This window comes from Agromyces soli, assembly GCF_022811605.1.
Lineage (GTDB): Bacteria > Actinomycetota > Actinomycetes > Actinomycetales > Microbacteriaceae > Agromyces > Agromyces soli.
This window is the reverse complement of the sequence record NZ_CP094533.1, coordinates 1,107,009-1,120,299: the sequence shown is the minus strand read 5'-3', so window position 1 is coordinate 1,120,299 and position 13,291 is coordinate 1,107,009. Positions and strand designations below refer to the sequence as shown.

Here is a 13,291-nt window from a genome sequence, read left to right as displayed (position 1 = left end):
CCGCCCCGGCGCCCCCTCCCCGCAGGAGGGGGCGCTTCGGTGTGCAGCGCCCGCGCGCTGATCGTCCAGTCCATGTTCTGGGTGCGCGGGGCATGGGATTCCGTGGGCAGCGCGGCTTGGATTGACTCCATTGCACCTAGTACAGAGGAGTACCGATGAGCATCCTGGTCCAGACCGACGCCTGCGTCGGCGCCGGGCAGTGCGCCCTCGTCGCCCCCGACGTGTTCGACCAGGACGACAACGGCATCGTCCTGCTGCTCGAGCCCGACCCCGAGGGCGCGGACCTCGCCGCCGCGACCCGCGCCGTACGGCTCTGCCCCGCCCGCGCCATCGCGCTCTCGACGGCATGAGCGGCCCCGCACGCGTCGTCATCGTCGGCGCGTCGATCGGCGGGCTCACCGTCGCCGAATCGTTGCGCGACGAAGGCTTCGAGGGCGAGATCACCCTGCTCGGCGACGAGCCGCACCTGCCGTACACCCGGCCGCCGCTGTCGAAGCAGATCCTTGCCGGCGAATGGCGGCCCGAGCAGGCCGCGATCCGCACGGCGGCCGAGCTCGACGAGCTCGGGATCCGCGTCCGCACAAGCCGGCGCGCGACCGGACTCGACGTCGAGGCGCGCACCCTGCACACCGCCGACGGGCCCATCTCCTTCGACGAGCTCGTCATCGCGACGGGGACGCAGCCCCGGCCGCACCCCGTGCTGGCCGAGGCATCCACCCTTCGCACCATGGACGACGCGCTGCGACTGCGCGAGCGGATGGACGCGGCCCGTCGGGTCGCGGTGATCGGCTCCGGCATCCTCGGATCCGAGATCGCGAGCGCCGCGCGCAAGCGCGACGCGGAGGTGCTGCTCGTCGGCCGCTCCGGCGCGCTCGGCTTCGGCGGCGTCGGCACGCTGCTGAGCGAGGACCTCGTGCGACTGCACGAGGCGCACGGCGTCGAGCTCGCCCTCCGCGCCGAGCTCGTCGCGGCCCAGTCTGCCGGCGCGGCGGACGCACCGGACGCCACCGCGCTCGAGTTCGCCGACGGCACGACGCGCACCGTCGATCTCGTCGTCACCATGATCGGCGGCACGCCGCGCACCGACTGGCTCGCCTCTTCGACCCTCGAGCTCGCCGACGGCGTCGTCTGCGACCGCCTCGGCGTCGCGGCGCCCGGCATCTCCGCCGTGGGCGACGTCGCCGCCTGGCACGACCCGATCACCGGCCGGCACCGCCGCGTCGAGCACCAGAGCAACGCCATCGAACAGGCCATCGCGGTGGCCGGGCGCCTCGCGCACGGCGGCGAGGGCGCACCGCCGGTTCCGCTCTTCTGGTCCGAGATCCACGGCGCTCGCATCCACGCGTACGGCTGGTTCGATCCCGAGCGTTCGCTCGCCGAGCTGCCGACCGCCGCCGAGTCCGCCGGCATCGTCTACGGCAGTCACGACGCCGACGGCGAGCTGCGCGGCATCGTCGGCTGGAACGCCCCGCCGCGCGAGTTCCGGACGGCCCGCGCGGCCGTCGTCACCACCGCCCGCCCCCTCATCCACCACTCCTGAAAGAAGCCAGATCGATGACGATCCCCGCCGAATGCCCGTTCCACTCCCGCTCGCTCCCCGGCGACGGCACCCCGCTCGCGCCGTCGCCGCAGCTCGCCGCCTGGCGCGAAGCCGGCGCCTTCGTGCCGCTCGACTTCCAGGACGGCCACGAGGGCCTCGTCGCCACGCGGTACGAGGCGGCGGTCGCCGTGCTGCAGGACCCGCGGTTCAGCATGCGCCCCTCGCGGATGCCGGTCGGCCCGCCGGCGCACGGCGAGGAGGGCAAGGCCGAGAGCGCGGCGGTGCCGCTCGAGGCACCGGGCGAGCTGGATGCCTCGGGGCAGGCCTCCGACGAGCTCAACCTCCTGAACCTCGACGGCGACGAGCACGCGAAGCTCCGGCGCGCCGTGACCGCCCGCTTCTCGGTGCGCCAGGCGCGGGCCCGCGAACCGTGGATCCGCACCATGGTCGCCGAGCAGATCGCGGCGCTCCGCGAGCGCGGCCCGGTCGTCGACCTCTGGCGCGACTACGCCATGCCGATCTCGGCCCGCACGCACTGCCACGTCCTCGGCATCCCGGAGCATCACTACGAGCGCTTCGTGGCGCTCTTCGTCGAGGAGTCGACGGCGCAGCAGAAGTACGACTTCATCCGCGCGCTCCTCGAGGAGCGCGCGGACTCGCCCGGCGAGGACGTCATCACCGACCTGCTGCAGAATCCCGAGCTCGACCGCGTCGAGGTCGAGGCGCTGCTGCGCCTGCTGATGGGCGCGGGCCGCGACTCCGTCGCCTACCTGATCGCGACGGCCTCCGTCGCGCTGCTGACGAACCCGGAGCAGCTGGCCATCCTGCGCGCGGAGCCCGAGCAGCTCCGGCCTGCCGTCGAGGAGTTCATGCGCGCCGGCGCCATGTTCGTCACGCTCTTCGCCCGCACGGCGCTCGAGGACGTCGAGATCGAGGGCACGCACATCCCGGCGGGCACCTCGGTGTCCGTCTCGCCCGTCGCGGCGAACCGCGACCCCGGGCACTGGGGCGAGCGGCCGGAGGAGTTCGACGTCACCCGCGACGCGTTCGGCCATCTGGGCTTCGGCTACGGCATCCACGGATGCATCGGCCAGCAGGTCGCCCGCGTCGAGATCCGCGAGGCCATCACGGCCCTGCTCGAGTCGTTCCCCGAGCTCGCCCTCGTCGACGCGGAGCAGCTCACCCCGCAGCCCTTCGCGCACCCGGTCGCCGTCTACGAGGCGGGCACCGTGACGGTCCGCCTGGAGGCCGCCGCCTGACGCTCATGCGACCTACCATGGTCGATGTGACGCTGCTGCACCCCGATGACGACCCCGTCGTCGTCGGCGCGAACTGGTACCGCTTCACGTCGGGCGAACAGATCGTGAACCCGCACGTGATGAGCGTCTCGTTCATCTGGATCGTGAGCGGCGGCGGCGAGATCCGCGCGGGCGGGCAGAGCTGGACCGTCGACGCGCAGCACGTCGTGCGGCTGCCGTGGCACCACCGGGTCGAGTACCGGGCGAACCGCCGCGGACCGTTCCACATCGGCACCCTGCACGTCGTGCCCCGCTACGACCGTTCGGCGCCCGTCATCCCCCGGGTGGCGCACCTGCCGGGCGACCCGCTGCTCGACGACCCGGCCAGGCACGGTGACGCGGCGGCGTTCCGCCCCGGCCTGTCGACGATGCGGAACGCCGCGGCCCGGCGCATCACCGAGTTCGGCACGATCGCGATCGAACGACTCGGCGAGGGCGCCTTCGACGAGGAGTACTTCCGGGCGCTCGGGCGGCTCATCCTCTTCGAGAACGCCGCCTGGGCCGACAGCCACGCGCAGCAGACCGCCGTGCCCGGCTCGCTCGAGCTGATGATGACGTTCATCCGCCACCACATCGCCGAGCCGCTCACCGTCGCCCGGGTCGCAGAGGCGGCCAGGTGCAGCGAGACGACCGCGCAGCGCCTGTTCACCCGGCATACCGGCGAGTCCATGCAGGCGTGGATCCGGCAGGTCCGCCTGCGCGAGGCCGGCAGCCTGCTGCGCACCACCGGCATGCGGGTGAGCGAGGTGGCCCAGCTCGTCGGCTACCCCGATCCGCTGTACTTCTCGCGCGCGTTCCGGCGGGCGTACGGCGTCTCGCCGACCCAGTTCGCCCGCGACACCGTGCGGCCGTGAGCCGACGGCGGGCACTGCTCGTCCAGTCCATGTTTCCGCGTTCCGGTGTCCTTCGGCGGGCCATCCGCCCTTCGTAGATTCGAAGGGCCGCGCCGGGTGCGCGGCGACGGCGTGCAGCCCGCGCGCCGCAGCGCGCGATCCGCGCGCCCCGAGCGTGAAGGAGCGCACCAGCACATGACCGTTCATCGCCGACCGTTCGGTCGCACCGGGTGGGAGATCAGCGAGGTGTCGTTCGGCGCCTGGCAACTCGGCGGGCAGTGGGGGCCGGTCGACGACGACGCCTCGGTCCGCGCGCTGCTCGACGCCTACGAGCGCGGCATCAACTTCGTCGACACCGCCGAGATGTACGGCTCCGGGCACAGCGAAGAGGTCGTCGGCCGCTCGCTGCGGGAGTGGAGCGGCGAGCGCGTCTACGTCGCGACGAAGGTGCAGCCGCCCGAGTGGCCGCACCCCTCGGTCGACGACCCCGACATCACGGCCGCCTACCGGCCGGAGTACCTGCGCGCGCAGGCCGAGCAGTCGCTGCGCCGCCTGGGCGTCGAGCGGATCGACCTGTACCAGCTGCACTGCTGGATGCCTCGGGGCATGCAGGAGCTCGGCTGGCTCGAAACGCTGCACGAGCTGCGCGCGGAGGGCAAGATCGACCGCATCGGCGTCTCGCTGCGCGACTACCGGGCCGACGAGGGGGTGGCCCTCGCCGAGTCGGGACTCGTCGACTCGATCCAGGTCATCTACAACCTCTTCGAGCAACGGCCCGAGGACGCGCTGCTGCCGGCCGCCGCCGCGTCCGGCACGGCGATCATCGTGCGCGTCGCCCTGGATTCCGGCTCGCTGAGCGGGGCGTGGACGCCCGAGACGTACGCGCAGTGGGCGGATGACTCGGTGCTGAAGACGATGTTCCGGGGCGAGCGCTTCACCGAGACGCTCGAGCGCGTCGAGGCGATCAAGACGGTCACGGCGCCGTACTACGACGGACTCGACGAGGCCGCCGTGCGCTTCGTGCTCGACCGCCCGGAGGTCTCGACCGCGATCGTCGGCATGACCTCGCAGCGGCGCATCGCCCGCAACCTGTCGTTCGCCGACGGGCGCGGGCTCGCCGAGGGGCTGCGCGAGCGGCTCGTCGGCTTCGGATGGGAGAGGAACTTCTACGTATGAGCGACCCGACCGCAGCCACCGACGCGTCACCCGCGATCGAACGACTGAGCCCCGAGCAGATCGAGGCGCGCCTGGCGCTCGCCTCGATCGCGTACCTGCCGCTCGGCTCGCTCGAGTTCCACGGCCCGCACCTGCCGATCGGGCTCGACGCGCTCACCGCCTACGGCATCTGCCTGCGGGCGGCCGAACAGCGCGGCGGCGTCGTGCTGCCCGCGTACTACCAGGCGGTCGGCGGCGAGCACTCCCGCTACCCGTGGACGCTGATGAGCGACACCCCCGAGGCGATCGAGGCGCTGCTCGGCGAGAGCCTCGCCCGACTCTCGGAGCTCGGCGTGCGCCGCGCCGTCATCCTGAGCGGTCACTTCGCCGAGGAGCAGCGCGAGCTGGTCGAGCGGGTCGCCGATCGCTGGAACGGCACGGATGCCCCGCTGCGCGCCGTCGCCCGCACGCTCGGCCAGGCGCCGACGCCGCCGGTGGCGCCCGACCACGCCGGCCGCTTCGAGTCGCTCGTGCTGCACGCCCTCTCGCCCGAGCTCGTGCACGTCGGCGCGCTGCCCGACCCCGCGACGCATCCGGCGCCCGCCGGCGAGGATCCCTACGGCCAGGACCGGCACCGCGCCGACCACCCGCTGCACGGCGTCTTCGGCGCCGACCCCCGCCGGCTCGACACCGAGAGCGCCGAGCCGTTGCTCGCCCACCTCGTGGACTGGGTCGCCGGCCTCGCGGAAGCGGGCTGACCGGTCACCACCCCCACGTCACCACCACCCCGAGTTGCCCGACTTTCATGAAAGTCGGGCAACTCGGTCATCACCCACGACGAAGCGCCCCGGCCGATCCCGGCCGGGGCGCTTCTGGGAGGGTGTCGTACGAGACCCGGCGACGACTCAGAAGTCGAAGTCGTCGATGTTGTCCTTGTCGAACACGTACGGGTCGCCGAGCAGCACGGTGGCGTCCGCGCCGACGGTGTACTCGCCGAGCTTGCCGGCCTTGAAGGTGTCGCCCTCCTTGCCGGTGATGTCGCCGTTGATGAGCGCGGCGGCGGCGTACGCCGACAGGTAGCCGAGGTCCTCCGGGTTCCACAGCGCGAACGCGGTGACGGTGCCGTCCTCGATGTACTCGCGCATCTGGTTCGGCGTGCCGAGGCCGGTCAGCGCGACCTTGCCCTTGTAGTCCGAGGTCGAGAGGTAGCGCGCGGCGGCCGAGATGCCGATGGTCGTCGGCGAGACGATGCCCTTCAGGTTCGGGTGCGACTGCAGCACGGCGGCCGTCTTGTCGAACGAGATCTGCTCGTCGTCGTCGCCGTAGACGACGTCGACGAGCTGGATGTTCGGGTGATCCGCGGCGAGCAGTTCCTTCATCTTGTCGATCCAGGTGTTCTGGTTCGTCGCGTTCGCCGTCGACGACACGATGGCGATCTCGCCGGCGTCGCCGATCTGCTCGGCGATGAGGTCGACCTGCACCTTGGCGATGCCGTCGGCGGTCGCCTGGTTCACGAACAGGTCGCGGCAGTCGGCATTCGTGTCGGAGTCGAAGGTGACGACCTTGACGCCCGCGTCACGGGCCTCGTTGAGGGCGTCGCAGATCGCCTTCGGATCGTTCGCCGAGACGACGAGCGAGCCGACGCCCTGCTGCGTGGCGGTGTTGATGTAGCTCACCTGCGCGTCGGGGCCGGACTCGGCCGGGCCGACCTCGGCGAAGGTGCCGCCGAGCTCCTCGACGGCCGCCTTGCCGCCCTTGCTCGAGGTGTCGAAGTAGGGGTTGCCGAGGCTCTTCGGCAGGAAGGTGATCGACAGGTTGTCGCTCCCGCCGCCCTCGCTCGACCCGCCGCCCGAGGAGCCGGTGTCGGCGCAGCCGGAGAGCGCGAGCGCAGCCGCTACCGCGGCCGCGGCCACGGCGGTCGCACGCTTGTGTGCAAACTTCATTGTTCTTCCATTCCTTTCGTGCTGGCGACCGAGACGGGTGCCGTCGGCCGGGGGACGCAGCGTCGTCAAGATGCTGTGGGTGCTGCGACGGAGGAGACCGGGCCCGAGCGTCGTCGTCGGACCTTCTGCAGCCAGGCGAGGAGGCTCGCGCTGACGACCGAGACCACGAGGAGCGTGCCGGTGATGACGTTGATGACGTCGGAGGTGACGTTCGCGAGCCGGAGGGCGCTCGAGAGCACGCCGATCAGGAGCACGGCGGCGACGACGCCGTAGAGCTGGCCGCGACCGCCGAAGACGGAGACCCCGCCGAGCACGACCGCGGCGATCACCTGCAGTTCGAGGCCGGTGGCGTTGTCGCCGCGGGCACTGCCGAAGCGCAGGGTGTAGAACACGCCCGCGAAGGCCGCGACGAGCCCGGCCGCCATGAACAGCAGGAACTTCGTGCGCTCGAGGTGCACGCCCGAGAAGCGCGCGGCATCCTTCGACTGCCCGATCGCGTAGATGCCGCGGCCGAAGGGCGTGAAGTGCAGCACCACCACGAAGATCACGAGCAGGATCAGGAACGGGATCATGATGTACGGGATCGTCGTGCCGGCGATCTTCGCCTTCGCGAGGGCCGTCCAGCCCTCGGGGAAGTCGGTGACGGCCGTGGTGCCGAGCAGGCCGACCGCGAGGCCCCGGAAGAGCGCGAGCGTGCCGATCGTCACCGCCAGCGAGGGCAGCCCGACGACGGTCACGAGGAAGCCGTTGAACGCACCGCCGATGGCGCCGACGAGCAGCGCGAGCACGGCGGCGAGCTCGAAGGGCAGCCCGGCGTGCACCCCGGCGCCCGTGACGACGCTCGCGAGGCCGACCATGCTGCCGACCGACAGGTCGATCTCGCCGGTGATCATGACGAGCGTCATTGGCAGCGCGATCAGCAGGATCGGCGCGATGTCGAGCAGCAGGTAGTTGAGCGTGATCGGCTGCGCGAAGCCGCGCACCGTGAGCATCGCGTAGGCGACGACGAGCACGAGGAGCGCCACGATCGCCATCTCGCGGGTGAGCAGCACCCGGCGCCAGAGCGGCTTCTCGTAGTCGCGGCTCACCCGGTTCGTCGTGGCGGGCTGGGTCGCCGGGGTGGTCGTGGTGGTCATGACTCGTCCCTCGCTTCGATGAGCCGCTGTCTCTGCCGCACGGCGAGCCAGCGGTCGAGCACGATGGCGCCGATGATGAGCACGCCGACGACGGCGCGCTGCCAGAAGTCGGGGATGCCGAGGATCGGCAGCGCCCGGTTGATGGTCATCAGCAGCACGGCGCCGATCGCCGCGCCCCAGACGGTGCCGATGCCGCCGGTGATCGCAACGCCGCCGATGACCGCCGCGCCCACGGCGTCGAGCTCCCAGCCGGCACCGGCCTGCGAGCTGACGGTGCCGTAGCGCGCGACGTAGAAGACACCGGCGAGGCCTGCGAGCGCGCCCGACAGGGTGAAGGCGGTGAGCACCCGGCGGGTGACCTTGAGTCCGTAGAGCTCTGCCGCGGCCGGGTCGGAGCCGATCGCGTAGTACTCGCGGCCGCCGCGCGTGTTGCGCATGTACCAGGCCGCTGCGGCGAGGATGACGAACGCCACGATGGCGAGGATCGGGATGGTGAGGAACTGCCCGGTGCCGATCGCGAGGAACTCCTTCGGCATGTCCGAGGCGTTCACCCGGGTCGAGCCCGCCCACATCACGTTGATGCCGCGGTAGGCGTAGAGCGTGCCGAGCGTGATCACCATCGCGGGCACGCGGGCGAAGGCGACGAGCGAGCCGTTGACGAGCCCGAGGAAGGCGCCGAACAGCACGGCCAGGAGCACGACGACGGGGATCGGCAGGCCGGGCACATCGATGAAGAGGCGGCCCGTGAGGTAGGCCGACAGGCCCATCACCGAACCGACCGAGAGGTCGACGTTGCGGGTGATGATGACGATCGCCTGTCCGGCGGCGACGAGCACCAGGATCGACGGGGTCAGCAGCAGGTCGCGCCAGCCGTCGGTCGAGAAGAGGAAGCTCGGGTTCATCGTCGTCGCGGCGATCACCACGAGGACGAGGGCGATCAGGATGCCGAACTCGCGCGCCTTGCCGAGGGCGCCGATGTGCTTCGTGATCCCGGAGACGGGGATCACCGTGGTGGGGGGAGAGGAGGTCACGAGTGCTGCTCCGATGCGTGGGTGGCGGCGAACATCACGTTCTCGCTGGTGGCGTCTGCGCGGTCGATCTCGGCGGTGATGCGCCCTTCGCGCATCACGAGCACACGGTCGGCCATTCCGAGCACCTCTGGCAGCTCGGAGGAGATCATGAGGATGCCCATGCCCTGACCGGCGAGCTCGGAGAGCAGTCGGTGCACCTCGGACTTCGTGCCGACGTCGATGCCGCGGGTGGGCTCGTCGACGATGAGCACGTCGGGCTTCGTCGCGAGCCACTTCGCCAGGACGACCTTCTGCTGGTTGCCGCCGGAGAGCGTCGCCGCCACGGTGTCGAGCGCGTACGACTTCACCTCGAGCCGGCTCGCCCAGACGCGGGCGGCGCGGTTCTCGAGGCCGGTGGTGATGAGGCCGAAGCGGGAGAGCTCACGGCGGATCGCCATGGTGATGTTGCGGCCGACGCCGGAGTCGATGACGAGACCCTGCTTGCGGCGGTCCTCGGGCACGAGGGCGAGCCCGGCGCGCATGGCCTCGGTGGGCCGTCCGCGGCGGATCCGCCGACCCTTGAGCGTGACGGTGCCCTCGCGGTACTGGTCCACGCCGAACACCGCCCGCGCGACCTCGCTGCGGCCGGCGCCGACGAGGCCCGCGAGCCCGACGATCTCACCGGCGCGCACGGTGAAGCTGATGTCGTGGAAGATGCCGGGCGAGGTGAGGCCGTCGACCTCGAGCAGCGGCTCGCCGACGACGGTCTCCTGCTTGGGGAAGAGCTCGGTGACCTCGCGGCCGACCATCTGGCGCACGAGCTCGCCCGGCGTGGTCTCGGCGATCGGCGTGGTCGCGATGTACGAGCCGTCGCGCATGACGGTGACGGTGTCGCAGAGGGCGAAGACCTCGTCGAAGCGGTGCGAGATGAAGATGAGTCCGCGGCCCTCGTCGCGCAGGCTGCGCGCGATCGCGAACAGGCGCTCGGCCTCGACGCCGGACAGGGCCGCGGTGGGCTCGTCCATGATCAGCACCTTCGCGTCGAGCGAGACGGCCTTGGCGATCTCGATGACCTGCTGGTCGGCGATCGACAGGCCCTCGGCCGGGCGGTCGGGGTCGATGACGACGCCGAGCCGGGTGAAGAGCCGCTCCACCTCGTGCCGCATCGCCTTGCGGTCGATCCGGCCGAAGCGACCGGTGAGCTGGCGGCCCATGAAGATGTTCTCGGTGACCGAGAGGTCGGGGAAGAGCGTCGGCTCCTGGTAGATGACCGCGACGCCCGCGGCCTTCGACTGTGCGGTGGAGGTGAAGTCGACGTCTTCGCCGTCGAGCCGGAACTCGCCGGCGTCGCGGCGGTAGAGGCCGGCGACGATCTTCACGAGCGTGGACTTGCCGGCGCCGTTCTCGCCGATGAGGGCGTGGATCGAGCCGGCCTGCAACCGCAGGCTGGCGGAGCGCAGCGCCACGACGGCGCCGAACGACTTGACGACCTCCGAGAGCTCGAGGACCACGGGTGCGTCAGTGCTCGGCACGGGGTTCCTCCTCGTTGAGGGTGATGGGGGATCAGTGGTTCAGTGGATGGCTGTGAATCGATTCACTTTCGATTCAGGGCAACTGTAGGCATCCGTCGCCCGTCGGTCAAGTCACGGATCGGACACGACCCCCGGACTGGCGGGGCGGCCCTGGATCACGGGCCGGTCGACGCCCGCACGACGAGCTCGGGTTGAAAGCGGACGTGCCGGATGGCCGCGCCCTCGGACTCGAGCGCCTCGAGCAGCAGCTCCACCGCCGCCGCACCGATCGCACGCGCCGGCTGGCGCACCGAGGAGAGCGGCACCACCGCGGACTGCGCGAAGTCGATGTCGTCGTAGCCGATGAGGGCGAGATCCTCTGGCACGCGCACCTCGCCGAGGATCGCGGTGCCCTGCAGCACGCCGACCGCGAGCAGGTCGTTCGCGCAGAACACCGCATCGGGGCGATCGGCCGCATCCCGCCGGGCGATCTCCTCGCCCGCGTCCCGGCCGTGCAGCACCGTCAGCGCGTCGAGCTCGATCACCTCGAGCGTCGCCTCCGGCACCCCGGCGAGGGCGCGCCGAGCGCCCTCGAGGCGGTCGGCCACCTGCCGGATCGACTGCGGCCCGCCGATGAACGCGATACGCCGCCGCCCTTGCTCCAGCAGGTGCGCGACGGCCAGCATGCCGCCCTGCACGTCGTCGACGGCGACCGACGGCACCCCGCCGCCCGGCAGCTCGCCGTCGACGATCACGAGCGGGATGCCGCTGTCCGCGAGTCGGCGGACGGCGCTCGCCTCGAGGTCGGTCGGCGTCAGCAGCACGCCGTTCACCCGCTGCTCGCGGAAGAGCTCGAGGTAGGCGCGTTCGCGGCTCGGCGTCTGATCGCTGTTGCCGAGCAGCACGGCCATGCCCTCGCGGGCGGCGCGCTCCTCCGCCCCACGGGCGACCTCGGCGAAGAACGGGTTGGCGCTGTCGAGCACGACGAGGCCGATGCTTCGGCTCCGGCCGGCGCGCAGCTGCCTCGCCGCATCGTTGCGGACGAAGCCGAGTCGGTCGATCGCGGCCTGCACCCGCGCCACGGTGGCGGGCGCCACCTTGTCCGGGCGGTTCAGCACGTTCGACACCGTGCCGACCGACACCGCGGCGGCGGCCGCGACGTCCTTCACGCTCACTGACATAGGTGGCCCCTCGCCCTGATGGTCGGTGATGGCGGATCGCTTGACGGATCCTTGGGGACCACATTACAGTTTGAAACGATTCACGGCTGGATCGATTCATTTCGGCGTCGACCGGGCCGTTCGAACCCCCCGCGAGCCCACGAAGGAGTGCCATGCCCCGCGTCGCGTTCACCCTCCAGGTGCGCCCCGAACTGCTCGACGCCTACGTCGAGCGGCACACGCCGGTGTGGCCGGAGCTGCTGCGCGAGATCGCGGCGGCCGGCCGCCGCAACTACTCGATCTTCCTCGACCGCGAGCGCTGCACCCTCTTCGGCTACTACGAGACCGACGACGACGAGACGGCCCGTGCGTACCTGGCCGACTCCCCCGTCGCCGCCCGCTGGGAGGCATCCATGGCCGAGTTCTTCGTCGGCCTCGAGGGCCGCGCCGACCAGGCGGCCACGCCGCTCGTCGAAGTCTTCAACCTGTACGACCAGCTGACGGCCTCCGCCGCCACCGACCACGAAAGCCCCGCATCATGACCGCCCTCTCCACCGAGCACCTCTCCGCTCTCGCCCAGCAGTCGGTCGAACTGCCCAGCTGGGCCTTCGGCAACTCCGGCACCCGCTTCCGCGTGTTCGCGACGCCCGGCACCCCGCGCGACCCCTTCGAGAAGATCGCCGACGCCGCGCAGGTGCACGCCTACACGCGGCTCGCCCCCGTCGTCGCGCTGCACATCCCGTGGGACCGGGTCGAGTCCTACGACGCCCTGCGCCGTCACGCCGAAGACCTCGGTGTGACGCTCGGCACCGTGAACTCGAACACCTTCCAGGACGAGGACTACAAGTTCGGCGCCCTCGCCCACCACGACGCGCGCATCCGCCGCAAGGCGATCGACCACCACCTCGAGTGCATCGACATCATGGACGAGACCGGCTCGCGCGACCTGAAGATCTGGCTCGCCGAGGGCTCGAACTACCCCGGTCAGAACGACATGCGCGACCGCCAGGACCGGCTGCAGGACTCGCTGCAGCAGATCTACGCGCGCCTCGGCGACGAGCAGCGCCTCGTGCTCGAGTACAAGTTCTTCGAGCCGGCGTTCTACCACACGGACGTGCCGGACTGGGGCACGAGCTACGCGCAGGTGAGCGCGCTCGGCGAGAAGGCCATGGTCTGCCTCGACACCGGCCACCACGCGCCCGGCACGAACATCGAGTTCATCGTGATGCAGCTCCTCCGCCTCGGCAAGCTCGGCTCCTTCGACTTCAACAGCCGCTTCTACGCCGACGACGACCTGATCGTGGGCGCCGCCGACCCGTTCCAGCTGTTCCGCATCCTCGCCGAGGTCATCCGCGGCGGCGGCCTGAACAACCCCGACGTGGCCTTCATGCTCGACCAGTGCCACAACATCGAGGACAAGATCCCCGGCCAGATCCGCTCGGTGCTGAACGTGCAGGAGATGACCGCCCGCGCGCTGCTCATCGACCGCGAGGCGCTCACCGCCGCGCAGGACGCGAACGACGTGCTCGCCGCGAACGCCGTGGTGATGGACGCCTTCTACACCGATGTGCGCCCGCAGCTCGCCGCCTGGCGCGAGGAGCGCGGGCTCGCCGCCGACCCAATGGCCGCCTACCTCGCCTCCGGCTACCAGCAGCGGATCGCCGAGGAGCGCGTCGGCGGCGTGCAGGCCGGATGGGGGGCCTGA

At 71.3% G+C, this 13,291-nt stretch carries 13 protein-coding genes; 8 read left to right on the top strand and 5 right to left on the bottom strand.

Annotation, left to right across the window (positions count from 1 at the left end):
- Positions 1–155 precede the first annotated feature (155 nt).
- The 6 genes from MTP13_RS05350 (at position 156) to MTP13_RS05325 (ending at position 5,584) form a co-directional block, all read left to right on the top strand.
- Complete coding sequence (locus MTP13_RS05350) at positions 156–350, top strand: ferredoxin (protein WP_243570057.1); 195 nt, start codon at positions 156–158, stop codon at positions 348–350.
- Positions 347–1,540 carry an NAD(P)/FAD-dependent oxidoreductase gene (locus MTP13_RS05345; RefSeq protein ID WP_243570056.1) on the top strand — a complete coding sequence of 398 codons (1,194 nt, stop codon included), beginning with the start codon at positions 347–349 and terminating at the stop codon, positions 1,538–1,540. The genes MTP13_RS05350 and MTP13_RS05345 overlap by 4 nt, the downstream gene beginning before the upstream one ends.
- A 14-nt stretch (positions 1,541–1,554) precedes the next feature.
- Positions 1,555–2,799, top strand: coding sequence for a cytochrome P450 (locus MTP13_RS05340; RefSeq protein WP_243570055.1), 1,245 nt, complete (start codon positions 1,555–1,557; stop codon positions 2,797–2,799).
- Positions 2,800–2,825: 26 nt separating this feature from the next.
- On the top strand, positions 2,826–3,692 hold the full coding sequence (locus MTP13_RS05335) for a helix-turn-helix transcriptional regulator (protein WP_243570054.1): 867 nt from the start codon (positions 2,826–2,828) through the stop codon (positions 3,690–3,692).
- A 174-nt stretch (positions 3,693–3,866) separates the two neighbouring features.
- Complete coding sequence (locus MTP13_RS05330) at positions 3,867–4,847, top strand: aldo/keto reductase (protein WP_243570053.1); 981 nt, start codon at positions 3,867–3,869, stop codon at positions 4,845–4,847.
- Positions 4,844–5,584 carry a creatininase family protein gene (locus tag MTP13_RS05325; RefSeq protein WP_243570052.1) on the top strand — a complete coding sequence of 247 codons (741 nt, stop codon included), beginning with the start codon at positions 4,844–4,846 and terminating at the stop codon, positions 5,582–5,584. Before MTP13_RS05330 ends, MTP13_RS05325 begins: the two co-directional genes overlap by 4 nt.
- Positions 5,585–5,731: 147 nt before the next feature.
- Here MTP13_RS05325 and rhaS read toward each other — a convergent pair whose 3' ends face one another.
- The 5 genes from rhaS to MTP13_RS05300 all read right to left on the bottom strand — a co-directional run bounded on the left by rhaS (position 5,732) and on the right by MTP13_RS05300 (position 11,607).
- Positions 5,732–6,769 (bottom strand): rhamnose ABC transporter substrate-binding protein, encoded by a 1,038-nt coding sequence (rhaS, locus tag MTP13_RS05320; protein ID WP_243570051.1) that lies wholly within the window; start codon positions 6,767–6,769, stop codon positions 5,732–5,734.
- Positions 6,770–6,834: 65 nt separating this feature from the next.
- On the bottom strand, positions 6,835–7,905 hold the full coding sequence (locus tag MTP13_RS05315) for an ABC transporter permease (RefSeq protein ID WP_243570050.1): 1,071 nt from the start codon (positions 7,903–7,905) through the stop codon (positions 6,835–6,837).
- On the bottom strand, positions 7,902–8,882 hold the full coding sequence (locus tag MTP13_RS05310) for an ABC transporter permease (protein WP_189085068.1): 981 nt from the start codon (positions 8,880–8,882) through the stop codon (positions 7,902–7,904). The genes MTP13_RS05315 and MTP13_RS05310 overlap by 4 nt, the downstream gene beginning before the upstream one ends.
- 50 nt (positions 8,883–8,932) lie before the next feature.
- A complete protein-coding gene (locus tag MTP13_RS05305) occupies positions 8,933–10,447 on the bottom strand; it encodes a sugar ABC transporter ATP-binding protein (RefSeq protein WP_243570049.1) in 1,515 nt (504 codons plus the stop codon).
- Between the two features lie 155 nt (positions 10,448–10,602).
- Entirely contained in the window at positions 10,603–11,607 is a 1,005-nt protein-coding gene (locus MTP13_RS05300; protein ID WP_243570048.1) for a LacI family DNA-binding transcriptional regulator, read from the bottom strand.
- A 152-nt stretch (positions 11,608–11,759) separates the two neighbouring features.
- Between MTP13_RS05300 and MTP13_RS05295 the strand changes: the two genes are divergently transcribed.
- Positions 11,760–12,128, top strand: coding sequence for an L-rhamnose mutarotase (locus tag MTP13_RS05295; protein ID WP_243570047.1), 369 nt, complete (start codon positions 11,760–11,762; stop codon positions 12,126–12,128).
- Positions 12,125–13,291: an L-rhamnose isomerase gene (gene rhaI, locus MTP13_RS05290; RefSeq protein ID WP_243570046.1), complete on the top strand. Its 1,167-nt coding sequence runs from the start codon at positions 12,125–12,127 to the stop codon at positions 13,289–13,291. Before MTP13_RS05295 ends, rhaI begins: the two co-directional genes overlap by 4 nt.